This window comes from Meridianimarinicoccus zhengii (assembly GCF_003254465.1).
Lineage (GTDB): Bacteria > Pseudomonadota > Alphaproteobacteria > Rhodobacterales > Rhodobacteraceae > Meridianimarinicoccus > Meridianimarinicoccus zhengii.
This window is the reverse complement of record NZ_QDFI01000008.1, coordinates 24,658-50,681: the sequence shown is the minus strand read 5'-3', so window position 1 is coordinate 50,681 and position 26,024 is coordinate 24,658. Positions and strand designations below refer to the sequence as shown.

Annotated in this window: 27 protein-coding genes; 7 read left to right on the top strand and 20 right to left on the bottom strand. The window is 69.4% G+C overall.

The genetic code is table 11. The features are described from left to right. The first annotated feature begins 193 nt into the window (after positions 1-193). Positions 194-823 carry an exopolysaccharide biosynthesis polyprenyl glycosylphosphotransferase gene (locus tag DDE13_RS04215; RefSeq protein WP_111401781.1) on the top strand — a complete coding sequence of 210 codons (630 nt, stop codon included), beginning with the start codon at positions 194-196 and terminating at the stop codon, positions 821-823. A 15-nt stretch (positions 824-838) separates the two neighbouring features. On the opposite strand, the gene DDE13_RS04210 is transcribed toward DDE13_RS04215, so the two are convergent. The 12 genes from DDE13_RS04210 to DDE13_RS04160 all read right to left on the bottom strand — a co-directional run bounded on the left by DDE13_RS04210 (position 839) and on the right by DDE13_RS04160 (position 11,595). After that, on the bottom strand, positions 839-1,231 hold the full coding sequence (locus DDE13_RS04210; RefSeq protein WP_111401779.1) for a hypothetical protein: 393 nt from the start codon (positions 1,229-1,231) through the stop codon (positions 839-841). Positions 1,232-1,314: 83 nt separating this feature from the next. Further along, the gene (locus tag DDE13_RS04205) at positions 1,315-2,010 is read right to left on the bottom strand and encodes an ABC transporter ATP-binding protein (RefSeq protein ID WP_111401777.1); all 696 of its coding nucleotides are present in this window, start codon (positions 2,008-2,010) and stop codon (positions 1,315-1,317) included. Further along, positions 2,007-2,765, bottom strand: a complete 759-nt coding sequence (locus DDE13_RS04200) for an ABC transporter ATP-binding protein (protein ID WP_111401775.1) — start codon at positions 2,763-2,765, stop codon at positions 2,007-2,009. Before DDE13_RS04200 ends, DDE13_RS04205 begins: the two co-directional genes overlap by 4 nt. Next, positions 2,758-3,735 carry a branched-chain amino acid ABC transporter permease gene (locus DDE13_RS04195; protein WP_111401773.1) on the bottom strand — a complete coding sequence of 326 codons (978 nt, stop codon included), beginning with the start codon at positions 3,733-3,735 and terminating at the stop codon, positions 2,758-2,760. The genes DDE13_RS04200 and DDE13_RS04195 overlap by 8 nt, the downstream gene beginning before the upstream one ends. Position 3,736: 1 nt before the next feature. Further along, complete coding sequence (locus tag DDE13_RS04190) at positions 3,737-4,654, bottom strand: branched-chain amino acid ABC transporter permease (RefSeq protein ID WP_111401771.1); 918 nt, start codon at positions 4,652-4,654, stop codon at positions 3,737-3,739. A 36-nt stretch (positions 4,655-4,690) separates the two neighbouring features. After that, positions 4,691-5,794, bottom strand: coding sequence for an ABC transporter substrate-binding protein (locus DDE13_RS04185; protein ID WP_394340281.1), 1,104 nt, complete (start codon positions 5,792-5,794; stop codon positions 4,691-4,693). 176 nt (positions 5,795-5,970) lie between these two features. After that, entirely contained in the window at positions 5,971-6,141 is a 171-nt protein-coding gene (locus DDE13_RS23175) for a hypothetical protein (RefSeq protein ID WP_222626026.1), read from the bottom strand. Next, complete coding sequence (locus tag DDE13_RS04180; protein WP_111401864.1) at positions 6,138-7,256, bottom strand: YeeE/YedE thiosulfate transporter family protein; 1,119 nt, start codon at positions 7,254-7,256, stop codon at positions 6,138-6,140. Before DDE13_RS04180 ends, DDE13_RS23175 begins: the two co-directional genes overlap by 4 nt. A gap of 10 nt (positions 7,257-7,266) precedes the next feature. Then, positions 7,267-8,205, bottom strand: coding sequence for a sulfurtransferase (locus DDE13_RS04175; RefSeq protein WP_111401862.1), 939 nt, complete (start codon positions 8,203-8,205; stop codon positions 7,267-7,269). Between the two features lie 175 nt (positions 8,206-8,380). Further along, on the bottom strand, positions 8,381-9,187 hold the full coding sequence (locus DDE13_RS04170) for a BKACE family enzyme (protein ID WP_394340280.1): 807 nt from the start codon (positions 9,185-9,187) through the stop codon (positions 8,381-8,383). Between the two features lie 17 nt (positions 9,188-9,204). Next, entirely contained in the window at positions 9,205-10,551 is a 1,347-nt protein-coding gene (locus tag DDE13_RS04165) for an aspartate aminotransferase family protein (protein WP_111401765.1), read from the bottom strand. Positions 10,552-10,686: 135 nt separating this feature from the next. Beyond that, the gene (locus DDE13_RS04160; protein WP_111401763.1) at positions 10,687-11,595 is read right to left on the bottom strand and encodes a LysR family transcriptional regulator; all 909 of its coding nucleotides are present in this window, start codon (positions 11,593-11,595) and stop codon (positions 10,687-10,689) included. Between the two features lie 99 nt (positions 11,596-11,694). Between DDE13_RS04160 and DDE13_RS04155 the strand changes: the two genes are divergently transcribed. Further along, a complete protein-coding gene (locus tag DDE13_RS04155; protein WP_111401761.1) occupies positions 11,695-13,254 on the top strand; it encodes a proton-conducting transporter transmembrane domain-containing protein in 1,560 nt (519 codons plus the stop codon). Positions 13,255-13,280: 26 nt separating this feature from the next. Then, complete coding sequence (locus DDE13_RS04150) at positions 13,281-15,680, top strand: YbcC family protein (protein ID WP_111401860.1); 2,400 nt, start codon at positions 13,281-13,283, stop codon at positions 15,678-15,680. A 4-nt stretch (positions 15,681-15,684) separates the two neighbouring features. On the opposite strand, the gene DDE13_RS04145 is transcribed toward DDE13_RS04150, so the two are convergent. The 3 genes from DDE13_RS04145 to DDE13_RS23540 are packed head-to-tail and all read right to left on the bottom strand — an operon-like array spanning position 15,685 to position 19,165. Then, positions 15,685-16,680 carry a lysylphosphatidylglycerol synthase transmembrane domain-containing protein gene (locus tag DDE13_RS04145; RefSeq protein WP_235868577.1) on the bottom strand — a complete coding sequence of 332 codons (996 nt, stop codon included), beginning with the start codon at positions 16,678-16,680 and terminating at the stop codon, positions 15,685-15,687. Beyond that, positions 16,677-18,323 carry a sulfatase-like hydrolase/transferase gene (locus DDE13_RS04140; RefSeq protein ID WP_111401759.1) on the bottom strand — a complete coding sequence of 549 codons (1,647 nt, stop codon included), beginning with the start codon at positions 18,321-18,323 and terminating at the stop codon, positions 16,677-16,679. Before DDE13_RS04140 ends, DDE13_RS04145 begins: the two co-directional genes overlap by 4 nt. Continuing rightward, on the bottom strand, positions 18,320-19,165 hold the full coding sequence (locus DDE13_RS23540) for a CDP-alcohol phosphatidyltransferase family protein (protein ID WP_162630848.1): 846 nt from the start codon (positions 19,163-19,165) through the stop codon (positions 18,320-18,322). Before DDE13_RS23540 ends, DDE13_RS04140 begins: the two co-directional genes overlap by 4 nt. 208 nt (positions 19,166-19,373) lie before the next feature. On the opposite strand from DDE13_RS23540, the gene nikR reads away from it, so the two are divergent. The 3 genes from nikR to DDE13_RS04120 all read left to right on the top strand — a co-directional run bounded on the left by nikR (position 19,374) and on the right by DDE13_RS04120 (position 20,456). After that, on the top strand, positions 19,374-19,853 hold the full coding sequence (nikR, locus tag DDE13_RS04130) for a nickel-responsive transcriptional regulator NikR (RefSeq protein WP_111401856.1): 480 nt from the start codon (positions 19,374-19,376) through the stop codon (positions 19,851-19,853). A gap of 127 nt (positions 19,854-19,980) precedes the next feature. Then, positions 19,981-20,148 carry a hemin uptake protein HemP gene (gene hemP, locus DDE13_RS04125; protein WP_111401755.1) on the top strand — a complete coding sequence of 56 codons (168 nt, stop codon included), beginning with the start codon at positions 19,981-19,983 and terminating at the stop codon, positions 20,146-20,148. A 68-nt stretch (positions 20,149-20,216) separates the two neighbouring features. Further along, complete coding sequence (locus DDE13_RS04120; protein ID WP_111401753.1) at positions 20,217-20,456, top strand: DUF1289 domain-containing protein; 240 nt, start codon at positions 20,217-20,219, stop codon at positions 20,454-20,456. A gap of 9 nt (positions 20,457-20,465) precedes the next feature. Here DDE13_RS04120 and DDE13_RS04115 read toward each other — a convergent pair whose 3' ends face one another. The 5 genes from DDE13_RS04115 to DDE13_RS04095 all read right to left on the bottom strand — a co-directional run bounded on the left by DDE13_RS04115 (position 20,466) and on the right by DDE13_RS04095 (position 24,871). Further along, positions 20,466-20,936, bottom strand: a complete 471-nt coding sequence (locus tag DDE13_RS04115; RefSeq protein WP_111401751.1) for a Dps family protein — start codon at positions 20,934-20,936, stop codon at positions 20,466-20,468. Positions 20,937-21,061: 125 nt separating this feature from the next. Next, a complete protein-coding gene (locus DDE13_RS04110) occupies positions 21,062-21,499 on the bottom strand; it encodes a hypothetical protein (protein ID WP_111401749.1) in 438 nt (145 codons plus the stop codon). A gap of 83 nt (positions 21,500-21,582) precedes the next feature. Continuing rightward, positions 21,583-22,752: an acetate/propionate family kinase gene (locus DDE13_RS04105; protein WP_111401747.1), complete on the bottom strand. Its 1,170-nt coding sequence runs from the start codon at positions 22,750-22,752 to the stop codon at positions 21,583-21,585. Continuing rightward, positions 22,749-24,131, bottom strand: a complete 1,383-nt coding sequence (locus DDE13_RS04100) for a bifunctional enoyl-CoA hydratase/phosphate acetyltransferase (RefSeq protein WP_111401745.1) — start codon at positions 24,129-24,131, stop codon at positions 22,749-22,751. Before DDE13_RS04100 ends, DDE13_RS04105 begins: the two co-directional genes overlap by 4 nt. Before the next feature lie 95 nt (positions 24,132-24,226). After that, positions 24,227-24,871: a TetR/AcrR family transcriptional regulator gene (locus DDE13_RS04095; protein ID WP_111401743.1), complete on the bottom strand. Its 645-nt coding sequence runs from the start codon at positions 24,869-24,871 to the stop codon at positions 24,227-24,229. Between the two features lie 285 nt (positions 24,872-25,156). On the opposite strand from DDE13_RS04095, the gene DDE13_RS04090 reads away from it, so the two are divergent. After that, on the top strand, positions 25,157-25,996 hold the full coding sequence (locus DDE13_RS04090) for an ABC transporter ATP-binding protein (protein WP_235868576.1): 840 nt from the start codon (positions 25,157-25,159) through the stop codon (positions 25,994-25,996). Positions 25,997-26,024: the final 28 nt, after the last annotated feature.

The following is a 26,024-nucleotide window of genomic DNA, read 5'->3' as shown; positions in this document are numbered from 1 at the left end:
CGGGGTCGGGCTATGCACACCGGCAGGATTCAGGCGGTTGACGCAAAGGCGCCACCGCCGTCCGGATAGCCCGCCTATCCTTAAGAAGGGCTGCACCATACCGAGGTGCCCCCTACTAAACCCTTGCAGAGGGTGAGAAAACAGAGCGTCAAGGTTAATGTCACGGCAGGTTCCGAAACAGGGATGACATGCCATGACGACCACCACCCACCCCATCCGCGCTGCCGCTCAGACCCGCCGCATCCAGCTTGCCGCGAAATCGGCAATGGATCGCATGCTCGCCGCACTGGCGCTGGTCATGCTGGCGCCGTTGCTGGTCGTCGTGGCGGTTGCGATCCGGCTGGACAGCCGTGGCCCTGTCCTGTTCCGGCAGGCGCGCACGGGACAGAACGGGCGCGTGTTCCAGATCCTCAAGTTCCGCTCGATGACCGTCGGTGCCGGGCTGGCACAGGCGACGCGCAACGACGCGCGGGTCACGCGCGTAGGCCATTGGCTGCGCCGCACCTCCATCGATGAACTGCCGCAATTGTGGAACGTGCTGCGCGGCGACATGGCACTGGTCGGCCCCCGCCCCCATGCAACCGCCCATGACGCGCATTACGCGCCGCAGATCGCCAATTACGCGCGGCGCTATGCCGTGAAACCGGGCCTGACCGGCTGGGCGCAGATCAACAACGCCCGCGGCGAGACCGATACGCTCGACAAGATGGCGCGGCGCGTGGCCCTCGATATCGACTATATCGAAGGCTGGACCCTGCACCGTGACATCATGATCCTGGCGCTGACGCCGATCCGCCTGCTCGTCGCCCGCGACGCGTATTGATCGCGGGCCGCCCGGTCAGTTCAGCGATGCGTCGAACTGCACAAGGCTGCGGTCCGTATCGGCAGTGGGCTGCACGGCGATCTTCGCATTCCCTATGCCCGGGCCCGAGAACTCGATCTGCGGGTTCGTGACTTCGTCGGGTCCGGGCGCGATATTATACCCCGCCTCCGTCAGCGCAATGTTCCACGACTCCATCAGGGCGCCCACATCTTCGCCGGTAACGAACGCGAAGATCCGCGTCGACGACCCGATCGCGCGGTCCACGGTGATCTCCATGTCGGTCGGCAGGGTGATTTCGGCCGGAATCCAGTCCTGCGCCTGCTGCGCCCAAAGCACCATGGCCGAGCAAAGCGTCAGCGTGGCTGCAAGCGGCGCCGCGGCCACGCGTGCCGGTGCGAAGATGTCCATGTCGTGCTCCTGTTATCCTGCTCCCACGACAATAAGCGTTCGCGCAGGATGTTCAAACGTCCAAGCGGCTTTTTGCCGGTCGGTCAGACCCCCAGCCAGCGGGCCGCAAGCGCAGCATCGAGCGTGCTCATGGACCCCGCCCAAACCGTGCGCCCCTTGTCGAGGATCACGCCGCGATCCGCCACGCCCCCGAGTTCCTTCAGGCTCTTGTCCACCAGCAGAATCCCCAGGCCAGCATCCCGGCGCAGCGCCGCGATGGCGGCCCAGATTTCCGCGCGCACGGTGGGCGCCAGCCCTTCGGTCGCCTCGTCGAGGATCAGCAGCCGCGGGTTGGTCATCAGCGCCCGCCCGATCGCCAGCATCTGCTGCTCGCCCCCAGAGAGAGTGCCCGCGCGCTGTCCCATCCGTTCGCCGAGCCGCGGGAACAGGCCGGTCACGCGGGTCATGTCCCACGGGCCGGGCCGGGCGGCGGCGATCAGGTTCTCGCGCACGGTGAGCGGCGCGAAGCAGCGCCGCCCCTCAGGCACCAGCCCCACGCCCATCCGCGCGATCCGGTGGGGTGCCAGACCCGACACTTCGTGCCCGTCGAGGAATATTTCCCCCGCGCGGTTGGGCAGCAGCCCGCAGATCGTGCGGATGGTCGTGGTCTTGCCCATCCCGTTGCGCCCCATGAGCGCGGTCACGCCCCCGGCATCGACGCGCAGGTCGACACCGAACAGCGCCTGGGACGCGCCATAAAGCGCGGTCACGCCGCGCAGATCCAGCAGCGGCGCGGTCACGGTCCGTCCTCCCCCAGATATGCACGGCGCACGTCGCGGTCGCCGCGGATCGCGTCGGGCGGGCCGGTGGCGACGATCCGGCCCTCGACCAGCACGCTGATCCGGTCGGCCAGCCGGAACACCGCGTCCATGTCGTGTTCGACCAGCAGGATCGGCGCCTCGACGCGCAGGGTGTCCAGTGTCCGGGTCAGTGCAGCGCTGCCATCCGTGCCAAGCCCGGCCAGCGGTTCGTCCATCACGAACAGACGCGGGCGCAGCACCAGCGCCATGGCCAGTTCCAGCCTCCGCCGTTGGCCGTGCGACAGCGCCGCGACCTGCGTCGCCGCCTCGCCGGTCAGGCCAGTGCGGGCCAGCGCCGCACGCGCGGGTGCCAGAAGCGCCGGATCGCGCAAGGCCGGGCGCCAGAACCGCCACAGCCCGCGCTGCGCCCCGGCCACGCCCAGCACGACATTCTGCAGCACCGTCATATCCATCGCCAACGCCGAGATCTGGAAGGTCCGCGCCAGTCCAAGCCGCGCGCGACCGGCGGTATCCATCGCCGTTACATCCTGCCCGGCAATCGCCACGCGCCCCGCATCGGGCCGCAGCGCGCCCGAGATCTGGCCGATCAGCGTGGACTTGCCCGCGCCGTTGGGCCCGATAAGCGCGTGGATCTCGCCCGCATGCAGATCGAGGCTGACATCGTCGGTCGCCTGCAAGGCGCCGAACCGCTTGCGCAAACCCGTGACTTCGAGGATCGCTCCGGGTTCAGTCATGGGCCACCGGGCGCCCCGCCAGCGCCCCGATCAGCCCGCCGCGTGCGAACAGCACCACCGCCAGCAGCGCGGCCCCGAGCGCGATCTGCCAGTATTCGCTGATCCCGCCAAGGTAGTGTTCCAGCGTCACCAGCAGGATCGCGCCCGCCACAGGCCCGTAAAGCCGCGCAACGCCGCCCAGCACGACGATCACGATCAGTTCGCCGCTGGTCTGCCAGCTCAGCATCGACGGGCTGACGAAGCGGTTGAGATCGGCGAACAGCGCCCCCGCCAGCGCCGTGACGGCACCCGAGATCACGAACGCCACGAGCCGCAGCCGGAACGGCCGCGCGCCTACCGCGTCCAGCCGTGCAGGGCTTTGCCGTGCGGCGGCCAGCGCCAGCCCGAAGGGCGACGCCTTGATCCGGGCCATGGCCCAGATCACCGCCATCAGCACGGCATAGGCGAGCAGGAAGAACTGCAAGGGGTCCAGCGTGTTCAGCCCCGGAAACCCGTTGCGCACCCAGATCGACAGCCCGTCCTCCCCGCCATAGGTTGGCGAGGAGACGGCGAAATAGAAACACATCTGCCCGAAGGCGAGCGTCAGCATGATGAAATAGACGCCCGACGATCGCAGCGACAGTGCCCCGATCAGAGCGGCCATCAGCGCCCCGCCCGTGATGGCCACCAGCCAGATCACCGGCATGGATTTCGTCCCCGGCAGATCCCACAACGGCAGCGGCGTGAAGGTCTGCGCATGATGGGCGAGGATACCCATGGCATACCCGCCAAGCCCGAAGAACACCGCGTGACCGAGGCTGACAAGGCCACCGGTCCCGAGCGCGAGGTTCAGCCCGACCCCTGCCAGCGCAAGGATCGCCGCGCGGGTGGCCAGCGTGATGGTGAACGGCTCCCCCGCCCAATGCGCCCAGAGCGGCACGCCAAGCAGCAGCACCGCCAGCGCGGCATTGACGATGCGCTCGCGTCCCATGTCAGGCCCGCCCGTACAGGCCCGCGGGACGGACGAGCAGCACCAGCGCCATCAGCACGTAGATCGCCACGGATGCGAGCGCCGAGCCCACCGTCGCCGCCTGCTGCTGGCCCACGAGGGGCTGCATGAGTATCGGCATGAAGACCCGCCCGGCGGTGTCGGTCAGACCGACCAGCAGCGCACCGACAAAGGCGCCGCGGATCGATCCGATCCCGCCGATCACGATGACCACGAAGGCGAGGATCAGGACAGGCTCGCCCATCCCCACCTGCACCGACTGGATCGCGCCCACCAGCGCCCCCGCCAGCCCCGCGAGCGCGGCGCCAAGCGCGAACACCAGCGTGTAGAGCCGCGAGATATCCACGCCGAGCGCCGCGATCATCTCGCGGTCGGCCTCTCCGGCGCGGATGCGGATGCCGAGCCGCGTGCCCGCGATCAGCCAGGCCAGCCCGCCCGCGACGGCCAGCCCGACGGCGATCACCGCCAGCCGGTACCGCGGATAGTCGATCCCGCCGGGAAGCCGCACCGGGCCGGCCAGCCACGCCGGCACATCGAGGTAAAGCGGGAACGACCCGAACAGCCAGCGCGTGCCTTCGGACAGGATCAGGATCAGCGCGAAGGTCGCCAGCACCTGGTCGAGATGGTCGCGCGCGTAAAGCCGCCGGATCACCGTCACCTCGATCAGCGCACCCGCCGCCGCCGCCGCCGCCAGCGCCGCCATCAGCGCCAGCAGGAAAGATCCGGTAAATCCCGCCACCGAAGCGGCGGCAAATGCCCCGATCATGTAGAGCGAGCCGTGAGCGAGGTTGATCAGACCCATCACGCCGAAGATCAGGGTCAGCCCCGCGGCCATCAGGAACAGCATCACCCCGAATTGCAGACCGTTGAGAAGCTGCTCCAGCAGCAGGACGGTGCTCATGTCGCGGCGGGACGTGTCATCGGGCGGGGCAGCGCATCACTCCATCGGGCATTCGGCGGCATAGGCGTCGCCGTGATCGCGCAGCGCCGTTGTCACGATCCGGTTGGTGAAGATCTCGCCGTCCTGAATCACTTCGCGCACATAGATGTCCTGGATCGGATGCTGGTTCGTGTTGAACCGGAACGCACCGCGCGTGCTGTCGAAATCGGCTTCCCGCAGGGCCGCGCGGAACGCGTCGCGATCGGCGACATCGGCCTTTTCCATGGCACTGATCAGAAGGTTCGCCGTGTCGAAGCCTTGGCTCGCATAAAGCGACGGCAGCCGCCCGTACTCGGCTTCGAAGCTTCCCACGAAGGCCGCATTGGTCGGATTGTCGAGATCCGGGGACCATTGCGAGGTATTGCGCACCCCGAGCGCCGCGGCGCCCACGGCCTGAAGGATGCCCTGGTCAAAGCTGAAGGCCGGGCCGATCACGGGCATGTCCACGCCGCTGTCGGAATATTGCTTGAGAAACGAAATTCCCATGCCGCCCGGCAGGAAGAAGAACACGCTGTCCGCGCCGCTCGCGCGGATCTGCGCGATCTCGGCCGCGTAATCGGTCTGGCCGAGCGTGGTGTAAAGCTCCCCCGCCAGCTCGCCCGTGTAGAACCGCTTGAACCCCGTCAGCGCGTCCTGCCCGGCTGGATAGTTCGGCGCGAGGATGAAGCTATTGGCCAGCCCCGCGGAATTGGCATAGGCACCGGCAGCTTCGTGCAGGTTGTCGTTCTGCCACGCGACGTTGAAATAGTCCGGATGGCAGCCGGCACCCGCCAGTTGCGACGGCCCGGCATTGGGCGACAGGTAGAACTTGCCCTGCGCCAGCGCCGACGGGATCACCGCCATGGCGATGTTGGAGAAGATGATCCCGGTCATGACATCGACCTCTTCGGCCTGGATCAGCTTGTCGGACAACTGCACGGCGATATCGGGTTTCTGCTGGTCATCCTCGACGATCACCTCGATGGGTGCGCCGGCCTGCTTGACCGCCAGCAGGAAGCCGTCGCGCACGTCGATGCCAAGCCCCGCGCCACCGCCCGACAGGGTGGTGATCATGCCGACCCTGAGAGCTTCTTCAGCGGCGCCCGCACCCCCGAAGGCCATCGTCGCGGTCAGCACCGCCGCCATTAAACCCTTGCGTGTCATCCCGTTGCATCCCCCGTCCGGATTGTCCGTATCGTTGCCGGGGACGCTATGCCACCCGGTCCCGGCCCGCAAGTATCGAGCGGCACCCGCACGCAGTGGAATGGAGGTCAGTCGCGCCGGCGCGCGCCGCGCGTTCAGTTGCCCGGCATCGCCGCGCAATGCCCGCCCGCCGAGGCCTGGCCCGAACCAAGCGCCAGCGCCGGGGGCGCCCGATACGGGTTCAACCCCGCACCGCCTGCAAGGTCCGCCAGAACCACAGCCGCGATGAAGGCCACGGCCAGCCCCGCTGTCAGGTGCCGTGTCATGGGCGTGCCTCCAGCCCCGCAAGCGGGCGAAGACGCACGCCCAGCACCGCCCCCGCGAAGGCCGCGGCGAACCACGCCCAGCCATGCAGGCTGCCGGTGGAAATGCCGCTGAAGAACGCGCCCACGTTGCAGCCGAACGCCAGCCGCGAGGTGTAGCCCAGCAGGAACCCCGCGATGATCGTGCAAATCCACGCCCGCGCCGGATAGGACGGCAGCGCCTGCGCCAGCCCGCCGCGCCATGCCGCCACAAGGGCGGCCCCCGCGATGATCCCGATATTGGTCAGCGACGTGACATCGGTCAGCACGCTTGCCGCAAGCCGGTCCGCGTTGCCGGGCGCCGCCCAGAAGGGCGAGGCGGTCACATCGATACCCAGCGCAACGGCCCCTTTCGCCGCCCAGAGGCCAAGACCGTAGACCACCCCCCATGGCTGGCCCGCGACGGCGAGGTTGGCCAGCGCCAGAAGCGCCACGACGACAGCCGCGATCCACAGGCGCCGCACCGGCAGCTTCCGATGTTCGGGCGCCGCGCGCCACCACACGATGCCCGCCACACCGGCCAGCAGCGCCAGCGTGACGACCAGCCCGCCCGCGCCGCGGAACACCACCACGGGCGCCGTGCCAAGATCGGTCCACCACAACAGATGCGACGCGCCCGCAAAGCTGCCGATCGCGAAGAACGGCAGCGCCACGAGACTGACCGGGTTTCCGCTGCCGGCGTTCACCAGTGTGCCGGACCCGCAGCCCAGCACCACCTGCATGGCTGCACCGAACACGAAGGCGCCGCCCAGCATGGCGAACCCCACCGGCGCATGGGCACCGGTCAGCTCTCCGGGGTGGGAGGCCAGCAGCGGGATGGCAACCACCGCCACGATGGCGATCGCGACAAGCTGCGCAAGGATGCCCGCCGGGTCGCGGCGCAGAATCATGGCCCGCCACGGCCCGGCGAAGCCGAACCGCAACCCTTCGAGCACGATCCCGAAGCCCAGCCCGATGGCCAGCAGCAGCCCGAACCGCGCCCCCGCGAACAAGGCCACGGCCAGAACAAGCGTCGCTGCCGCCCCCAAGAGGGCGGCGCGCTGTCCGGTATTGGCGGCGGGTGAAGCCGTCTGCGTCATCGCCATGGGATCAGAACACGTTCCGGATCTGGAACCACAGGTTTTGCAGCAGGCCGGGCACGTTCGCCATGTCATGGCCCGCGTTGGACCAGCCGACCATCGATTCCGGGTACAGCTTCACGTTCTCGATGCCCGCAAGTTCGCTTAGCGCGAACCAGTTGGTCGCCGCCCAGTGCCCGGTATTGCAGAAACTCACGATCTGCTCTTCGCCGGTGAAACCCTGTTCGGCGGCAAGGCTGCGCGCGGCATCCGCATCGACGATGGCGGGGCCGCCGCCGAACCAGCCCGCATGTTCGAAGTATTTCGACTGCGGCAGCGTACCGGGACGCGCCGCGGCCCCGTGTGCCGTGCGGCCGGACCAGAAATCCTCGGGCCGCGCATCCAGCAGCAGCGCATCGTCGCGCCCGTCCACGATGGCGAGGACATCGGCCTCCGTGGCCAGCCACCGGTCCGAGAAATTCACGGTGATGTCCGACGCGGCCGGGGTCACGGAATCCGACGCCACCGGCAGTTCCGCCGCCGTCCAGGCGTTCATACCGCCGTTCAGGATTGCCAACTGGCTCACGCCGCTGGATTTCAGCGTCCAGTAAACCCGCGCGGCGGCCCCGAAATCGGTTTCGTTCGCGCCCTGGTGGACGATCACGGTGGGCCGGTCAGGGGTCACGCCAAGCCCGCGCAGCACTTCTGTCAGGCGGTCCTCGGGCGGCAGCTGGCCGGGGTTCTCGGCAGGCCCGCGAAACAGGCCATAGGGCGCGCTCACGGCACCGGGAACATGCCCGCCACCGTAGCCATCGCCATCGCCTGCCCGGATATCGAGCACGAGCGGTGCGGCATCTCCGGACGTCGCGGCGGACAGATCCTGCGGGGCGATGAGCGGGCCGAAGCCCTCCTGCGCGGCGGCAGGCAGCGCCAGCGTCAGCGCGATCATCGAGGCCATAAGGTGTTTCATGCGAACCTCCTTTGCGGGGTCGGAATGGGACAGGCAGTTGCCGTGCAGCTCGCGCGTCGGTGTGTCGATTTCAAGATACACTCCGTTTCCCGACGCGGGACAGGATCGCGTCTTTTTCGCCATGGCGCAAGCTAACCGGAACACATCGCCGGGATAACGGGCTTGGATAGGGAAACTATTCCACGCGGTCCCGCGATGTGCGTCGTACCGCCTTATTTTCGGCATCCGCGCCAGCATGGGACAACACCGCGCACAGGTCGCGCACCCGGTCGGCATTGTCCGCCGCACGCCGCCCATCCGCATTGAAGAGGTTGTTCTCGAACCCGACGCGCAGCTTGCCGCCAAGACCGTGGGCGGCTGCAAGGCAGGCGGTTTCGTCCGGACCGAAGGCGCAAACGGCCCAGTCGGCACCGGGTATCCGTTCCATCAGCCGGGCGTGGGGTGCGGCGAGCTCCGCGGGCGCGGCGCGTTGTCCGTCCGTGTAGCGGCCCAGCACCAGAAGTACCTGCACCGGACCGTCCGGTACGATCCCCGCCGCCCGTGCTGCTGCCAGCCGGTCCATGTCGGTCAGATCATAGAGAATGTGCTGCACCGCGCACCCCCGCGCCGCGCAATCGTGGTAGAAACCGCGCGCGGCGGCGGCATCGTTGTCGGCCATCATCTCGCGCAGCGCGACGGACACGGATACCGCGCCCGGCACTGCCGCCACGACGGCACGCTGCTGCGCGGGGGTGTACCGCCCCTGTGCTTCGGTGGTGATCTGCGCAGCCATGCCGGGGACGGCGCAGGCCAGCTCCGCCAGCAATTCTGCGTAAAGCCCGGCATCGAGCACGTGTCGCCCCGCCCGGTCGCGCACATGGGCGTGGATGCCGTCCGCCCCCGCGTCGAAACACGCCCGCGCCGTCGTCACAATCTGAGGGATGGTCACGGGCAATGCCGGATGGTCGGCACGGGTCCTGGTGGCGCCGTTCGGGGCGACCATGATCCGCGGCAAGGGCGTCACGCGGCGAGCCCGACCCCGGCCTCGACGAGCGCGCGGTCGATGGCCTGCGCCAGCAGGTCCGCTACCGTGTCGATCTGCGCCTGTTCGATGATGAAGGGCGGGGCCAGCAGCACGTGATCGCCGCGACGTCCATCGATGGTGCCGCCCATCGGGTAGCACATCAGCCCCGCGTCCATCGCCGCCGCCTTGATCCTCTTGTGCAGCCGCAAAGCGGGGTCGAACGGCGTCTTGGTCCCGCGGTCAGCCACGAGTTCGATGCCGCGGAACAGGCCCCGCCCCCGGATATCGCCCACATGGGGATGCGCGCCCAGCCGGTCCCGCAGCGCCGCGTCCAGCGCGGCCCCCTTGTCGCGCACCGACACCATCATCCCCGGCGCGGTCAGCTTGCCAAGCACGGCATCCGCCGCAGCCATCGCCATCGGATGCCCGATATAGGTGTGCCCGTGCTGGAAGAAGCCCGACCCCTTGGCGATCGTGTCGTGGATCGCGGCGGTGCAGAGCATCGCGCCCACGGGCTGGTAGCCCGCGCCAAGCCCCTTGGCGATGGTCAGGATGTCGGGGGTTACCCCGTCCTCCGCGCAGGCAAACAGGTGCCCCGTTCGCCCCATGCCGCACATGATCTCGTCAAGGATCAGCAGCACACCGTGGCGGTCGCAGATCTCGCGGATGCGCTTGAGGTAGCCCGGCACCGCGGGCACCGCGCCCGCCGTGGCGCCCACGACCGGCTCCGCGATGAAGGCGGCGACCGTGTCGGGGCCGAGGCGCTGAAGTTCGGTTTCCAGTTCGTCCGCCACGCGCAGCCCATACGCCTCCGCCGTCTCGTCGGCACGCTGGTCGCGATAGGCGTAGCAGGGCGCGATATGGCTGGTTTCGACCATCAGCGGCGCGAAGGGTTCACGGCGCCACATGTTGCCGCCCGCCCCCAGCGCGCCCAGCGTGTTGCCGTGATAGCTTTGCCGCCGCGCGACGATGCGGTGCCGGGACGGTGCGCCCCGTTCCAGGTGATACTGCCGCGCGAGCTTGATCGCGGCTTCCACCGCCTCGGACCCGCCGGAGACGGGATAGACCCGCGCGAGCCCCGCGGGCGCATGGGCGATCAGGCGTTCGGCCAAGCGTTCAGCCGGTTCCGACGTGAAGAACCCGGTATGGGCAAAGGCGAGCCGGTCCAGTTGCCCGTGCAGCGCGGCCTTCACCTCCGCGTCGGAATGACCGAGGCAGGACACCGCCGCACCGCCGCAGGCATCGAGATACCGCTTGCCGGCGGCATCGATCAGATAGCAGCCCTCGCCCGCGACGGCGGTGGGCAGGGTGGCGTTGCAGGCGCGGTGGAACAGGGCGGACATCCGGGCGACTCCGATGGCGAATTGGTGGCGGGACGGTGCCACCACCAGACGTGCATCGCAAAGACATTCGCACGAAGCGGCGTGGGCATCGGCAACGTGTCACCAAGACCGCACAGGTCCGGCGCGACCGGACTGTTACACCGCAGGCTCCGAAGCCCCGAGCCGATCCGCCGCGCTTTCCAGCACCTCGCGCAGGAGCGGGTTGGGAAAGCGCCGCGCCACGGTGACGGCGAGGAACGTCTCGATGATGCCCAGCGGGATCGGGGCGGCACATAGCGCGCCGGTCGCCAGTTCGTCCTGCACGACGATGGGCGGCACAAGCGCCAGCCCCAGCCCGTCGCGCGCGAGAAGCCGCATCATCGCCATGTCGTCAACCTCCGCCGCGATCTGGGGGCGCAGGCCCGTCCGATCCGCCCAGGCGTCGAAATCGGCGCGCAGGGCACTATCGAGCGTGGGCAGGATCAGCGGCACGTCCCGCAGCCCTGAGGGGTCGCCATCATCCACCCCCGAAAGATGCGCGGGCGTTCCGAAAAGCCCCACCTGCTGGGCCGCGATCCGGTGGGTGACGAACGGCAGACCCGCATCGCGGGCCGGCGGGCGGTTGGTCAGCACCACGTCGAGGCTAAGATCCGACAGCGCTGCGTAAAGCTCCCGCGCGGACCCGGCCCGCAGCACGATCTCCACATCCGCCCGTCCGAACAGCGGCCGCAGGAACCCGGTCTGGAAATTGCGCGACAGCGTGGCGAGCGAGCCGACCCGCAACGGCCGGCGCACCTGGCCGGTCTGCGCCAGCGTACCCAGCAACTCCGCGCCGGTGGCGAAGATCGTGTCGGCATGGTCGAGCGCGATGCGCCCGGCCTCCGTCAGGTGCAACTGCCGCCCGCGCCGGTCGAACAGCGCATGGCCGAGTCGTGCCTCGAGCGTCCTGATCTGGCTCGACAGCGCCGATTGCGACAGGTTCAGCCGTTCCGCAGTGCGGGTCAGGTTCCCGTCATGGGCCACGGCCCAGAAATACCGCAGGTGATGATAGTTCAGATCGTTCATCGTTCTATTATCGCGAACGTAATGCGCGAAACAATGTATTTTTCTTCATGCAGCAGGGCCGCATATCCCCCTCAAGTCATTTGACACAGGAGACGCCCGATGCCGCAATACGCCCTGCCCCTGTTCGCCCCGGCGCTGATGCTGATCGCCGCCCTTGCACTGGCGCGCTGGCCCGCACCGCGCGGTCACTGGATGCTGCGCCTGCCCGAATGGGCGGTGATGGCCAGCACCGTGATCGCCGTCGTGGTCACGCTTGGCCTGATCGTCGCGGGTCCGGGCACCGGACCGACGGTCGGGATCGCCGGGATCGGCCTGTCTGCCCGCGTGGACAGCGTCAGCGTGGCGATGTTCGCGCTGGTGTGCTTCATCGGCTGGGTCGTGCTGCGGTATGCCCGCACCTACACCGATGGCGAGGCGCGGCAGAACGCCTTCATGGCGTGGATGGCGGCAGCACTTGCGGCGGTGATGGGGCTGGTGACGGCTGGCAACCTCGGGCAGTTGCTGCTGGCCTGGGTGGCGGTGGGCTTCGCGCTCGACCGGCTGCTGCTGTTCTACCCGGACCGGATCGCGGCGCAGCGCGCGGCGCGGAAAAAGGCGCTGACCGGGCTTGCAGGCAGCTTCGCGCTGCTGGCGGCGGCGGCGCTGCTGATCGTGGCCTATGGCACCGGCGATGTCGCCACCATCGCGACCATGGCGCGCACCGGCATCGGCGGCGCACCCGCGCTTCTGGCGGCCGGATTGCTGGCGCTGGCCGCGATCCTGAAATCCGCGCAGTTCCCCAGCCATGGCTGGCTGACCGAGGTGATGGAGGCGCCCACCCCCGTCTCGGCCCTGCTGCATGCCGGGGTGGTCAATGCGGGTGGGTTCCTGCTGATCCGCTTTGCCGACGTGATGCTGACCGCGCCGGGCGTGCTGGCCGCGCTCGTGATGATCGGCGGGTTCAGCGCGCTGTTCGGCGGGCTGGTCATGCTGACCCAGCCGGCGGTGAAGACCGCGCTCGCATGGTCCACGCTGGCGCAGATGGGCTTCATGCTGCTCCAGTGCGGGCTGGCCCTGTTTCCGCTGGCGCTGCTGCACATTCTGGCCCATTCGCTCTACAAGGCGCATGCGTTCCTCGGCTCGGGCAGCGCCGTGACCGCCGTCGCCTCGATCCGCAGGCCCGGGCCGGTCGCGGTGCCCGATGGATGGGCCGTGGCGCGGGCCTTTGCCCTTGCGCTGGCGATCTACGGCGTGATCGGCGCGCTGTTCGGTTTCGCAGGCAAGCCGCCGCAGGCCATCGCACTGGGGGCGATCCTCGTCTTCGGGGTGGCATACCTAGTCGCGCAAGGTCTGGCGGATGCCGCCCCACGCGCCCTGACCCGGCGCACGGCGCTGGCCTCCGTCGCCGCGACGCTGAGCTACTTCGCCCTTCAGGTCATCGCCATCAAGCTGACCGCCGACGCGCTGCCGGCAACGCCCGCACCGGGGCCGCTCGAATGGGCGCTGATGGTGCTTGCGATCCTCAGCTTCGGCGCGGTTGCCGTGGCGCAGGCGCTGTTCCCGCTTTGGGCCGGGCATCCGGCGGCGGCGGGGCTGCGCGTCCACCTGCTGAACGGGCTTTACGTGAACGCTGTGTTCGACCGGCTGATCGGCGGCTGGCGGACCACCAACCGGACCTGAGGGGAAAGATCATGGACAAGCTGACGATGGAAAGCTTCGACGGCACCAGCCTCGAGATCTTCGCCATGGCCGACCGGGCCGGGCGGCAGATTCCCCCGCTGTGGCCGCTGACCGAAAGCGTGGCGGTGAACCCCTTCATGGGGCAGGCGGGCGATACGCTGGCGCTCACGGCGGCACGGATGGCGCGCGTGGCTGGCATCCGGGTGACGGCCCCGCGTGCCACGATCCGGTCCAAGCTCGCGTCAGGGGCCATCACGGCGGATGACCTGCAGGCGGCGCTCGATGCCGCGCCCCAAGGCGGGCCGCTGACCGTCGGCGCATTGCGCGCCGCGGCGGAGCGCACGGTCAACGACCCGGACCCGCTGCCGACCATGGCCGATCTTGCCGCCAAGGTGACGGGCGTGGACTGGCCTGGGCTCGTGGCAGAGCGGATCGGCCTTTGGGCCGCGGGGCATTTCGATGCCGGCCAGGCGCTCTGGCCCGCACCCGACATCGGTGCCTATGCCGCGTGGAAGGCGCACGCACAGCGCGATGTGACGCCCGAACTGCACGGTCTTTCCGGGTTCTGCGGATACGTCACCGACATGCCGCCCACGGCGCGGGTGGCACTGGCCGTCTGTGCGCGGGAACTGGGCCTGTCGGCGGACACGGCGGAACATTACTTCCACCGCCTGCTGGTCGATCTGGGCGGCTGGGCGCAACTGGCCCGGCGACCCGGATGGCAGGCAGAGCAGGCAGGCGGCAGCGATCCGACCCTGACGGACCTGCTGACCGCCCGGCTGGTGTGGGAAGCTGCCCTTTGGTCGCTGCACAAGCCCGCGCTGGCCGCGGCGTGGGAGACCGCCAAGGCCGCCTATGCTGCCCCGCTGGAACCGGACACCGATCAGGTCATCGACGCGATCCTGCAGGATGCCGCCGACCGCGCCGCGCAACGCGAACTCGCCGCGGGCTTTGCCGCTTGTGCTGGCGCGCGAACCGATTCCGGCACCCGCCCGGCGGTCCAGGCCGCGTTCTGCATCGACGTGCGCTCCGAGGTCTTCCGCCGTGCGCTGGAATCCACAAGCGCGGGGATCGACACGATCGGGTTCGCGGGCTTTTTCGGACTGGCGAGCGCCCATCACGGTGCGGCCTCCGACGTGACCGAACCGCGGGCGCCCGTGCTGCTGACGCCGGGCTTGTCCAGCCGCGCCGACCAGACCGAGGCCGCCGACATGGACCAGCGCATCAAGGCGCGCGCGGCACGGGCCTGGGGCCGGTTCAAGCAGGCCGCCGTGTCGTCCTTCGCGTTCGTCGAGGCCGCGGGGCCGATCTATGGCGCGAAGCTGTGGCGCGACTCCCGCGCCCATGGCGAGGACCATGCGCTGCCGGGGGCGGACAGCCCCACGCCGGTGCTCGACCCGCTGCCGCCCCTTGCGGACCGGGTGCAGGCGGCGGCGACCGTGCTCGGGGCCATGGGCTTGCACGGCTCGATGGCGCGGCTGGTGCTGGTCGCGGGCCACGGCGCGGGTGTCACGAACAATCCCCATGCCAGCGCGCTGCAATGCGGCGCCTGCGGCGGCTATGCGGGCGACGTGAACGCGCGGCTTCTGGCCGGGCTGCTCAACGACCCGAAGGTGCGCGCCGGGCTGGCCGAGGCCGGACGGCCCATCCCCGAGGACACGCTGTTTGTGGCCGGGCTGCACGACACGACGACCGATGCCGTGACGCTGTACGACCGCGACCACCCAAGCGAGGCGCATGAAGAAGACCTGAAGACGCTCAGGCACGCGCTGACGGCCGCGGGCAAGCTGGCGCGCGCCGAACGGGCGGCACGACTGCCGCGCGCGGACAAGGGCACCGACATCATGGCCCGCGCGCGGGACTGGGCCGAGCTGCGCCCGGAATGGGGGCTGGCGGGCTGCCGCGCCTTCGTCGCCGCACCGCGGCACCGGACCGCGCCGCTGGACATGGGCGGCGGCGTGTTCCTGCACAGCTATGACTGGCACAAGGATGAAGGTTTCGGCGTGCTCGAACTGATCCTGACCGCGCCGGTGGTCGTGGCAAGCTGGATCAGCCTGCAATACTACGGCTCCACGGTCGCACCGTCACTTTTCGGGGCGGGCAACAAGCTGTTGCACAACGTCACGGGCGGGATCGGCGTGGTCGAAGGCAACGGCGGCGTGCTGCGCGCGGGCCTGCCGATGCAGTCGGTCCATGACGGCGACGCGCCCGCCCATGACCCGCTGCGCCTGACCGTGGTGGTGGAAGCCCCGCGCGCCGCCATTTCCGACGTGCTCGAACGGCACCCGCAGGTGGCGGCCCTGTTCGACAACGGCTGGCTTGCGCTCCACGCAATGGACGATGCGGGCCGGATGGCGTGGCGCTACGAGCGCGGGGTCTGGATGCCGACCGATGGCGCGGGGCCGCGCATGGTCGCCGCCGAATGACCGATCAGACGGCGCGCCCGGCCTTGTCCGGCGCGCCGTCGCCCTTGCCGAGCCTGAAGCGGCCCCGGCGGCTTTCCCAGGCCAACACCAGCGCGCCGGGCAGGGTTACCGCCAGAAACACCAGCCCGAACGCCACCGACGCCGCGACCCCCGCCTCGGGTGTCGCGTAAAGCACCGGAAACAGCATCGCCGCCGCACCTTCGCGCACGCCCCAGCCCGCGACGGACAACGGCACGACCATGGCCAGCAGGACGATCGGCACGATAGTGACCACCGCCAGCGGTTCCAGCGGTGTGCCGGTCGCCGCGGCACAGGCGGCGAAGGCGGCCAGGTTGCAGGCCACCGTCCCGAGGCTCAGGCCCACCTGCCACGGCAGGACCTCGGGCGCGAAGATGGCCCCCTGCGCCGCGCCGATGAAATCCCGCGACGCGCGGCCCACGGCGCCCGGGGCCTTGGACCCGCCGAAGATCAGCAGCGGGACCGTCACCAGCCCCGCGGCCAGCCCCAGCGCGATGGTGCCCAGCGTGGTCGGCCAACTCGGTCCGCCCGGCACCAGCACGGTCAGCGCGAAACCGGGGGCGGCGACGCCGATCAGGGCGATCTGTCCCGACAGCCGTTCGAACAGCACCGCCTGCCCGGACCGCACCAGCCCCGCGCCATGCCGCGCGCGATAGGCCCGGCCCGCGTCGCCGACCATGCCGCCCGGCAGGGTCTGGTTCAGGAACTGCGCAAGGTAGTATTCCCGCACCGCAACGAACAGGCTGAAGCGATGGTCCAGCCGGGCCGCGGTGATCTTCCAGCGCGCGGCGGAAATGACGGTCTGAAGCGTCAGCGCGACGAAGGCCACGGTCAGCAGGTCACGGTCGGCCGAAGCCAGAAGCGCCAGCGCCTGCCCGATATCCACCGACCACGCGACCAGTCCGACGATGGCGAGCGTGCCCGCGATGCGCAGCGCGCCCTTGCCCGGCCGCCAGCGCCGGATGCGCTGCCAGACGGTCACGGGCGCAGCCCTGCCGCCTGCGCGGGCGCCCCGCTCGACAGGACCGACAGGAAGCGGTCGCGGAACGCGTCCATCGGCCAGGACGAAAGCTTCGCATCCGGCACCAGCCCCGGAGTCCAGCCCCAGGCATCGAACTGCGCGACCACGTCCGGCGGCCCGATCACATGCACCGGCACGTCGAAGCTGTCGCTCTGCGAGATCATCGGTGCGCTCTGATGATCGCCCAGCACCACCATCAGCGCCGCTTCGTCCTGCCGCGCGGCATAATCCAGCACGGCCGTCAGGCTGTAGTCGATGGCCAGCCGATACTGGTCGCGCACCCGGTCACGGTCGCGCCAGACGACCTCGGGCGGATCGCCGCGCGCGGCCTGCGGAGCGAAGACCGTGCCGTCCCCCAGCGCATCCCAGTCGATCATGTCGGGCACCGGTACCCAGGGCGCATGCGACGACACCAGCGCCACCTGCGCCATCACCGGGCCATCGACACGATCACGCACCAGCCGGTCGAGCGCGTCCAGCGTGAACTGGTCGGGCATGGTCGCCCAGTTGAACCGCGGCCCGGAATAGCCAAGCTCCGCCGCAGGCAGGATCGTGTCGAAACCCATCTTCTCCGCTTCCGGCCAGGCCAGCGTGATCGCAGGCATTACCGCCGCCGTGTGAAACCCAGCGCCCTGCCCCAGATGAAACAGCCACTGGCGCCGACTGGCAAGGGCCGCTGCATAGCGCGGCTGGTCCGACACCCACAAGCCCGTTCCCAAGGTCGCGTGGGAAAGCCAGCTCTGTCCGCCTACCATGGGTGCCGTCAGCCAGCCCGATCGCATCGCCAGCCCGCGGGCCGCCAGCGCCGCTTCGCCGTCGCGCAGCGTGCCGGTGTGGGTGGGTGCATAGAGCGGCACGTCGAAGCTCGACCGGCCATAACTTTCCACGAAGACGATCAAGATGTCGCGCCCATGCGCGCGGTCCAGAACCGCGCCGGCATCGGCAAAGGGATCCTCCCTTGCCGCGCGCCGAAAGTCGGCCATCCGATCCAGTGTCGTGACCATCCGCGCCGTCTGCGTCACCGTGCTGCACAGGGCGAACGGGTCCCCCGGCGGGCGCAGGGGCGCTGTCCATGCGCCGAACCTGTGCCCGGCCTCCCCCGCCGCCACAAGCGCGGCGATGAAAGCCGCGCCGCCCGCCAAGCGCCGCGGCACGCCGCGCGGCGCAAGCCCCGCCCAGCGTCCCGTGGCCCACCACAGCGCCGCCGCAAGCACCGCAAGCGCGGCCACCACCAGCGCAAGAGCGGCCCATGCCGCCACCGCCCCGACCGAGGTCGTCAGCAGGTTCATGCCCGCGGGGATCAGGTGCAGGTCGATGGCCGGGTTGAACGGGCGGTTATAGGCCGACCGCATGCCCATATCGGTAAGGCGCAGGGCCACGCTGGACGCGAGCCACGCGACCAGGGCGGCGCGCAGCACCGCCGCGGCCCAGCCATGGGGCCGAAGCACGGCAAGCCCGGCAAGCAGCACGGGCAATTCCAGCGGGAAAAGCGTCAGCGCCTGCGGCGTCACCGCGTTCAGGCGGTCGGGCAGCACGAGCACGACATGGAACAGCGCGGCCGCCGCGGCCAGACCGGCCAGCCGTGGCACGGGGCCTGCGCTCATGCGGCCCGGTTTCCGGCGGCGGAGGCTGATGACGTGCCGCGCCGGGCCTGACCCGGCACCGGCCCGTGCCGCCGCAGCCACGCGACGTCCGCGCCGAAAGACCAGACCAGCATCGCCGCCGCGACGACCAGCGCCGCCTGAACCGCCGCGGCAGGCAGACCCGGCAGCAGCGCCAGCACCAGCGCGCCGATCTGCACGACGCACCCGGCCTTGCGGCGCCAGCGCGGTGGCAGCGGGGCGCGGAGCCAGGGCCATATCCGCCCCGCCCCGACAAAGCCGTAGCGGGCCAAACCCAGCCACAGCACCCACGGACCTGCCAGCCCTGCCTGCCAGATCAGCGCCGCTAGGACGAGCGCAAGTGCCGCGTCCGTTTCCATGTCGAACCGCGCGCCGAAGGCCGAGCAGCGCCCGGCCCGCCGCGCCAGCCACCCGTCGATGCCGTCCAGTGACAGGATCGCCGCCGCGACCCCCGGCACAAGCCAGCCCCCCATCGGCGGCCCCGGCAAAGCGAGCACCGCCGTCAGCCCCGCCACGCCCGTCGCCCGGAGAAATGTCACCGCGTTACATGCCCCGAACCGCGGGTGCGGATAGCCGCGCGCCAGCCCGACCCGCGCCACCGCCACGAGAAGCGCGTAGCCCGCCAGCGGCAAGGCCTGCGCCACACCGCCCGCGGACCCGAGCGGGCCAAGCACCAGCGCGAGGACCAACAGCAGCCCGGCCAACGCGCACAGGTGAAAATCGCGCAGCGACCGGCCCGGCGGCATCCCCGGGCGAAAGGGCGCGATGGGCAAGCGGGGCGGCGCTCGCAGGCGCACGGAGGAGGACGGCGGAATTTCTGTCATCTTGCCGTCACAAACTAGCGCCGCCGGGCCGCGGTCAAGCCACCTCTGCACATGCCGCCCGGCGCGGTCGAACGGCAGGCGGGCCGGCGGCCCCGGCTGCGAACTCGGATCGCCTTGCACCGACCGCCGCGTCGGCCGACACTGGCACGCAAACCACATGCGGGCGGCGACGTCGCAAGGGACCGTGCACGGCACGGCGGAGGGGGCGATGCAACGGATCACGATCAGCCTTGAGGATGGACTGTTGGCCGAACTTGACGCGTTCATGGCGCGCGCGGGGGCGACGAACCGGTCAGAAGCCCTGCGCGACCTGCTGCGCCGCGCGCTTGCCCCGGCCGCGCCTGCATCCGCGGAATGCCTTGCCGTCGTGACCTGCACCATCGACCCGACGATACGCGATCTCGCCCGCCGCGTGCCACGCACGCGCCACGCCCATCACGACCGCACCATTGCCGCGCTATCGGTGCCGGTGGACCACGATTCCGCGCTGGATGTCAGCGTGATGCGCGGACGGGTCGCCGATGTGGACCGCTATGCCAACGCACTTTTCCTTGAACGGGGCGTGCGGCACGGCACGGTCACGATGATTCCGGTGCAGACGGAAATCGAATCCCACGATCATGGCGACGACGCAGGCGACGGCACGGGGCACCGCCATGCACATCTGCGGGTTCTGGACCGGTTCTGACCGCAACCCGCGGCAGGCGAACATGTCTGAGCGAAAGACTCGGATTGACGTTCCTGAGTATTTTTGTAGACCATGGGCTTGCACCCGCTCGATCCCCGGCGCGGGGACGCGCGGAGACCTGAAGGGCATGAACGACAGCGAAGACCGCGAAGAGGACAGGCCTGCGCGCAACGAACCGCCCCGTCACGACGCGCGATCCCTGATCGGACCGGACAGGACGGCGCGGATCATGCTGGACGGGACCAGCTACACCCTTCGGATCACCCGGGCGGGCAAGCTGATCCTGACGAAGTGAAGACCCCGCGCCCCGGACCGCCATCCGGTCGGGGGCACAAGACACAGGCACCGAGAACAGGCACCCACATGAGCAAGATCCCCTCACCCTGCATCGGCGTGTGCAAGTTCCGCCGCGAAGGCCATTGCATCGGCTGTTCCATGACCCGCGACCAGAAATCGCTGTTCAAGAAACTGAAGAAGCCGAAGCATCAGGCCGCATTCGTGACGATGCTCACGCATCAGCAGGCGGATCTGGGCAAGTACCGCCACTGGGACGCGGCCTATCGCAAAAGATGCGCGAAGAAGGGCGGCACCTGCCCGATCTGATGCGGGCCCCTATTTCAGGTGCGACCGCAGCATCCAGGCGAATTTCTCATGCGCCTGTCCGCGCGCGATGGCCAGGTCCTGCGTAAGAAGATCTCCATGATCCTCGGCCACGGCCGCGGTACCCGCCAGCGTCGCGGCCAGCGTTTCCTGCGCCGCACTCAGCGCCTTCACCATCGTTTCGGCCGGCACGTCGCCCGCGTGGTCCTGAACCTTGGAACGCTCCAGCACCACCGACAGACGGCCATCTACGAAACCATCCAGCGCCTTCACCCGCTCGGCCAGATCGTCGGCGGCGGCGAAATGATCCTCGTAGATCGTCTGGAACAGGTCGTGCAGCGACCCGAAGGCCATGCCGGTGACGTTCCAGTGGAAATTCTGCGCCATCATCGTGGCGACCGTCGTTTCCGCCACGCACTGGTTCAGCGCATCGCAGATCGCGGTCTGCGCATCGGGGGCAAGGGTCGTTGCGGTCTGTGTCATCCGGCACTCCTTTCACGGGATTGGGGGCGGGACTGGCTGGCGATGGCTGGCGGCCCGTTTGTGATCATATAACGGCGGATCGGCGCCCCGCAAGGCAGTTTGGAACGATTCCAAACTTGAGCGTTTCAGGCGGTCTTTCGGACATCCGTGCCATCCGCGACCGTGGTCCGCGCGATCCCGGCGATCAGGAATCCGACATGGCGGCGCGCGGCACATGGCAGGCGCGAACACAGGAGAAAGGCGAAACTGTCCCGGTCGCCGCGGCGCTGCGCATCGACCAGCGCCATGATCCAGCGTTCGTCAAAGGACATCTGCGGGCACGCTTCGCAATAGATGACCGGCGCCCGGCCCAGCCCCTGCTCCAGGGTACGCAGGAACGTGTCGATATATGCGCGCCCCGCCACGCCGCGGTCGGTGGACAGCATCGCGCAGGCCCGGAACAGATCGAGGCGCGCACTGGCCCGTGTGCGCGCGGCGTCCCGGCGCAGGCGGCGCAGGATATCCGGCACGGGCAGCGTGGCGGGTCGATCAACGGTGGTCGTGGCAGCGGCGATCATGGTCATCGGGGCACCTTTTCCGACCTATTTAGTCAGTTTAGGCGGCCCGGTCCAGAGTGCCGCTCGCCCTGCGGCCACAGCGCGCAGAATCAGGACGCCAATGCCGACGCGACGGCCCGCGCGATCACCCGCTCCTCGTCCGTAGGCAGCACCCGAACCCGAACCGCGCCCGCGGACACAAGCCCGCCGGCCCGGTCGCACGGCGCGGCATTCGCGTCCGGGTCAAGCGTGACGCCCAGCCAGTCCATCCCGTCGCAGACGCGCGCACGGATCTCGCCCGCGTTCTCTCCGATGCCCCCGGTGAACACGAGCGTGTCGAGCCCGCCAAGAACCGCCGCCATCGCGCCGATCTCGCGCCGGATGCGGAAGACGAAGTAATCCACCGCCTGCGCCGCCGCCGCGCTGTCCGACGCCAGCAGGTCGCGCATGTCTCCCGACAGGCCCGACAGGCCCTTCAGCCCGCTTTCGGCATAGAGCATCCGCGCGATCTCGGCACTGGTCATGCCTTCGTGGTCAAGCAGGTACAGGATCACGCCGGGGTCGATCTGGCCGCAGCGCGTGCCCATGGGCAGCCCGTCGAGTGCCGAGAACCCCATGGTCGATCCGACGCTGCGCCCGCCCCGGATCGCGCAGAGCGACGCGCCATTGCCCAGATGGCACACGATCGTGCGGCGGTGATGGTCGTCCGGGTCGATCCGGTCGAGTTCACCGGATATGAATTCGTAGCTGAGCCCATGGAACCCGTAACGCCGAACCCCCTGTTCATAGAACCGGCGCGGCAGGGCGAAGGTGTCGTTCACGAACGGATGGCCGCGGTGAAAGGCGGTATCGAAGCAACCGACCTGCACCGCGTCCGGAAACGCCGCCATGGCGGCACGCACGGCCGCGAGATTGTGAGGCTGGTGCAGCGGCGCGAAGGGTTCATACGCCGCCAGCCGCCCCAGCACGGCATCGGTCAGCCGGACGGGTCGCGCAAGGTCTGGCCCGCCATGGACGATCCGGTGCCCGACGCCCGCCACGGTCCGCGCCGCCAGAAGCGGAGCCAACGCTTGCAGGATCGCGGCGATGCCCGCCGCATGATCGACCCCGTCGATGGAGGTACGGGTCTGCAGCGGCCCCTGCCGCAGGATCAGCACGGGTGCCGCAGCGCCCAGCCTGTCCACCTGTCCCGACGCCAGCAGCGCCGGTTCGGAGCCTGCGTCATAGACTGCGAACTTGATCGACGACGACCCGGCATTGAGGGTGAGGATCACACTCATGCCCGGCTCGGCCCCGGCGCGGCCAGCGCCGCGATGGCACAGGACGCGAGCCGGGCCTTTTCACCGTCCGCCCGGCTTGTCAGGATGATCGGGCAGGCGGCGCCCAGTACCACGCCGCCGCCTTCGGCATGGGCGGCGAAGGTCAGTTCCTTCGCAAGCATGTTCCCGGCCTCCAGGTTCGGCACGACGAGGATATCGGCGCGCCCCGCCACCATCGACGTGATGCCCTTGGTCCGTGCCGCTTCCATGTCCATCGCGTTGTCCAGCGCAAGCGGGCCATCCACGAGCCCGCCGGTGATCTGCCCGCGTTCGGCCATCTTGGACAGGATCGCGGCATCGAGCGTGGACGGGATGCGCGGATTGACCGTTTCCACCGCCGACAGGATGCCCGCCTTCGGCTGGGCCACCCCCAGCGCGCGCATCAGGCCAATGGCGTTCTGCACGATGTCCACCTTGGTTTCGAGATCCGGCGCGATGTTGATCGCGGCGTCGGTCACGGTCAGCAGGTGCGGCAGTCCGGGCACATCGAAGACGAAACAGTGGCTCAGGCGCCGGTCGGTGCGCAGGCCCGTGTCGCGCTTCAGCACCGCGGACAGCAGAACATCGGTGTGCAGATGCCCCTTCATCAACGCCTGCGCCTGCCCGCCGTGTACCAGCGCCACGGCCTGCGCCGCGGCATCGGCATGGCTGGCGGCGGCGACGATCTCGAAACCCGACAGGTCCCTGCCCAGCTCAAGCGCGGCGGCCGCGATAAGCCCGGGATCGCCCACGAGGATCGGGGTGATGATCGTGCGGTCGAACCCGGCCAGCGCACCGGCCAGCGCATTGGGTTCCTCGGGTGCGACGACCGCCGTGCGGATCGGCTCCAGCGGCGCGGCCCGCGCAAGCAGCGCGTCGAAATGGCGATGGCGGTAAACCCCGAGACCCGGCACGCCCTTCGCATCGAAACTGGCTTCGCGCATCGGCGCGGTCACCACGGCCTCGCCCGTCACTATGGGGGTGCCGTCGTCATGGCTGACACGCGTGTCGAACCGCACCCGGCGATCCGCCATCTTCTCGGTCACGCGGACATGGATGTGCAGCGTGTCGCCTTCGGTCGCGCGGCCCACGAAACGCAGGGTCTGACTTTCATAGATCGTGCCCGGTCCCGGCAACTGGTTGCCCAGCACCGCCGAGATCAGCGCACCGACCCATGCGGATGGCGCCACCGCCTCGGGCACGCCGTCGCCGTCACCATCGGCGTCGGGGATATGGAGCGGATTCAGGTTCCCCGAGGCATGGGCGAAGACATAAAGATCGTCGGCGCGGCACAGGCGTTCCGCGCGCGCCTCCATCCCGACCGTCAGCCGGTCGAAGGGAATGTTGTGAAAGACGGTCATGCGCGGCGCTCCGGTCCCTGGTTGCCCAGACCATAGGCCACGGGTGCGACGCCGCCGCAACAGTACCGTGCGGCGCGGCGCCGCGCTGCATCGGCTCAGCGCGGCAGGGCCGCCAGATAGGTCCGCGCGACCGCCTGGGCATCGCGGGCGAAGCCGGGGTTGCCGGCGTGCTGGGCCGCGACGATGGCACCGTCCACCAGCACGACCATGGCGCGTGCTACGGCGTCGGGGTCCTGCGCACGCATCTCCATCGCCGCAGCCTTGAGCCAGGTGAACAGATGGGTCTTGTGCCGGTCGGCCGCTGCCTTGATCGCCGCGTTGCCCGTGTCGAATTCCGCGACCGCGTTGATGAAAGGGCAGCCATAATAGTTCTCGTCCGCGAACCAGTCGTGCAGCACGTCGAACACGGCCAGCACGCGGTCCTGCGGCGTGCCGCGCACGGCCCCCAGCCGCCCGAAGAACCAGCGCCGCCACGCCGCGCCTTCGACGTCCAGCACGGCCTCGATCAGCGCGTCCTTGGACGGGAAATGGTTGTAGAGCGTGGCCTTGGCCGTGCCCGCGCGCGCAAGGATCGTGTCGATCCCCGTAGCCGAGAACCCATTGTGACAGAAAAGATGCGACGCCGCGGCGAGGATGCGTTCCCGCGCGGATCCCGGCGCATGACGCGCGAAGTTCCAGTCGCACCCGTCAGGATCTTCACCGGGGTCGAAGGCGGGCGTCGGGGCGTCGAGGGCTGTCATGGCGGACCTGAAAAGGCTGCTTGCGTCGGTGCGTCACCTGTGTCGCATATCCGTGCGCGGGCGGCAATGGCGGCGGACCGTACTGTCTGCTCGATTTTCGTGAACGCAACGCGATTCTTGGCCGGATGCCAGATTTCCAGACCCAAATCGGCGCAAATTCGAACATTCCACGCAATTTTCCGCATCATTTCTCCGCAGTGTCAGTTTTGAATGGAAAGACAGGTCTGTTCACTTGACCCAATGCCCGGCGCGCATCCCTGATGGTGGAAAGCCACGCCAGACCGCATGGGTGACCCGATGATGCCGGAACCGATCGACCGACGCCGACCCGCCGATCCGACCCTACCGACCCCGCGCCCGACCGGGGCCCACGTTTCGGTGCGCGGGCTGTGCCACACATATCGCAAGGCCGACGGGCCTGTCCTGCAGGATATCGGCTTCGCGGTCGAACCGGGTGAGATCTTGGCGCTGCTGGGTCGGTCGGGCTGCGGCAAGTCCACGCTGCTGCACATGGTGTCCGGCCTGACCATGCCCACGGCGGGCGAGGTCGTCATCAACGGCAACGCGGTGCGCGGCCCCTCGCCACGCTGGGTCATGATGTTCCAGGCGCCGTCCTTGTATCCGTGGATGACCGTCGCGCAGAACGCCGCGCTCGGCCTGCGTTTCGCCCGCCGGATGCACGCGGCGAAGACCCGCGTGCCCGAGGTGCTCGACCTCGTGGATCTTGGCGGGTTGGCGGATCGCAACGCGCAGGAATTGTCGGGGGGGCAACAGCAGCGCGTGGCGCTGGCGCGATCGCTGGCGCCCAAGCCCGAGGTGCTGCTGCTGGACGAGCCGTTCTCGGCACTCGACGCGTTCACCCGCCGCAACCTGCAACAGGACGTGCGCCGGATCGCTCGGAACCTTGGCCTGACCATGATGATCGTCACCCATGACGTGGGCGAAGCGGTGCGCATGGCCGACCGGGTTCTGGTGCTCGACGCCAATCCGGGCCGCATCGCCCACGACGTGACGATGACGCTGAGCGATGCCGACCGCAACGGCGGCACGGAGGCGTTCCAGCGCGAGCACACCCGCCTGATGCAGACCTATTCCGCCGTGGCGCAGATCACGGACACGGCCTGAGCCCCTTTCCCGAATAACAAGCGAGACC

Excerpts from the sequence above, each read along its gene's own strand:
- DDE13_RS04215 (WP_111401781.1), top strand. The coding sequence starts at position 194 with ATGACGACCACCACCCACCCCATCCGCGCTGCCGCTCAGACCCGCCGC.
- DDE13_RS04210 (WP_111401779.1), bottom strand. The coding sequence starts at position 1,231 with ATGGACATCTTCGCACCGGCACGCGTGGCCGCGGCGCCGCTTGCAGCC.
- DDE13_RS04200 (WP_111401775.1), bottom strand. The coding sequence starts at position 2,765 with ATGACTGAACCCGGAGCGATCCTCGAAGTCACGGGTTTGCGCAAGCGG.
- DDE13_RS04195 (WP_111401773.1), bottom strand. The coding sequence starts at position 3,735 with ATGGGACGCGAGCGCATCGTCAATGCCGCGCTGGCGGTGCTGCTGCTT.
- DDE13_RS04190 (WP_111401771.1), bottom strand. The coding sequence starts at position 4,654 with ATGAGCACCGTCCTGCTGCTGGAGCAGCTTCTCAACGGTCTGCAATTC.
- DDE13_RS04185 (WP_394340281.1), bottom strand. The coding sequence starts at position 5,794 with ATGGCCTTCGGGGGTGCGGGCGCCGCTGAAGAAGCTCTCAGGGTCGGC.
- DDE13_RS23175 (WP_222626026.1), bottom strand. The coding sequence starts at position 6,141 with ATGACACGGCACCTGACAGCGGGGCTGGCCGTGGCCTTCATCGCGGCT.
- DDE13_RS04180 (WP_111401864.1), bottom strand. The coding sequence starts at position 7,256 with ATGACGCAGACGGCTTCACCCGCCGCCAATACCGGACAGCGCGCCGCC.
- DDE13_RS04175 (WP_111401862.1), bottom strand. The coding sequence starts at position 8,205 with ATGAAACACCTTATGGCCTCGATGATCGCGCTGACGCTGGCGCTGCCT.
- DDE13_RS04170 (WP_394340280.1), bottom strand. The coding sequence starts at position 9,187 with ATGGTCGCCCCGAACGGCGCCACCAGGACCCGTGCCGACCATCCGGCA.
- DDE13_RS04165 (WP_111401765.1), bottom strand. The coding sequence starts at position 10,551 with ATGTCCGCCCTGTTCCACCGCGCCTGCAACGCCACCCTGCCCACCGCC.
- DDE13_RS04160 (WP_111401763.1), bottom strand. The coding sequence starts at position 11,595 with ATGAACGATCTGAACTATCATCACCTGCGGTATTTCTGGGCCGTGGCC.
- DDE13_RS04155 (WP_111401761.1), top strand. The coding sequence starts at position 11,695 with ATGCCGCAATACGCCCTGCCCCTGTTCGCCCCGGCGCTGATGCTGATC.
- DDE13_RS04150 (WP_111401860.1), top strand. The coding sequence starts at position 13,281 with ATGGAAAGCTTCGACGGCACCAGCCTCGAGATCTTCGCCATGGCCGAC.
- DDE13_RS04140 (WP_111401759.1), bottom strand. The coding sequence starts at position 18,323 with ATGAGCGCAGGCCCCGTGCCACGGCTGGCCGGTCTGGCCGCGGCGGCC.
- DDE13_RS23540 (WP_162630848.1), bottom strand. The coding sequence starts at position 19,165 with ATGACAGAAATTCCGCCGTCCTCCTCCGTGCGCCTGCGAGCGCCGCCC.
- nikR (WP_111401856.1), top strand. The coding sequence starts at position 19,374 with ATGCAACGGATCACGATCAGCCTTGAGGATGGACTGTTGGCCGAACTT.
- hemP (WP_111401755.1), top strand. The coding sequence starts at position 19,981 with ATGAACGACAGCGAAGACCGCGAAGAGGACAGGCCTGCGCGCAACGAA.
- DDE13_RS04120 (WP_111401753.1), top strand. The coding sequence starts at position 20,217 with ATGAGCAAGATCCCCTCACCCTGCATCGGCGTGTGCAAGTTCCGCCGC.
- DDE13_RS04115 (WP_111401751.1), bottom strand. The coding sequence starts at position 20,936 with ATGACACAGACCGCAACGACCCTTGCCCCCGATGCGCAGACCGCGATC.
- DDE13_RS04110 (WP_111401749.1), bottom strand. The coding sequence starts at position 21,499 with ATGACCATGATCGCCGCTGCCACGACCACCGTTGATCGACCCGCCACG.
- DDE13_RS04105 (WP_111401747.1), bottom strand. The coding sequence starts at position 22,752 with ATGAGTGTGATCCTCACCCTCAATGCCGGGTCGTCGTCGATCAAGTTC.
- DDE13_RS04100 (WP_111401745.1), bottom strand. The coding sequence starts at position 24,131 with ATGACCGTCTTTCACAACATTCCCTTCGACCGGCTGACGGTCGGGATG.
- DDE13_RS04095 (WP_111401743.1), bottom strand. The coding sequence starts at position 24,871 with ATGACAGCCCTCGACGCCCCGACGCCCGCCTTCGACCCCGGTGAAGAT.
- DDE13_RS04090 (WP_235868576.1), top strand. The coding sequence starts at position 25,157 with ATGGGTGACCCGATGATGCCGGAACCGATCGACCGACGCCGACCCGCC.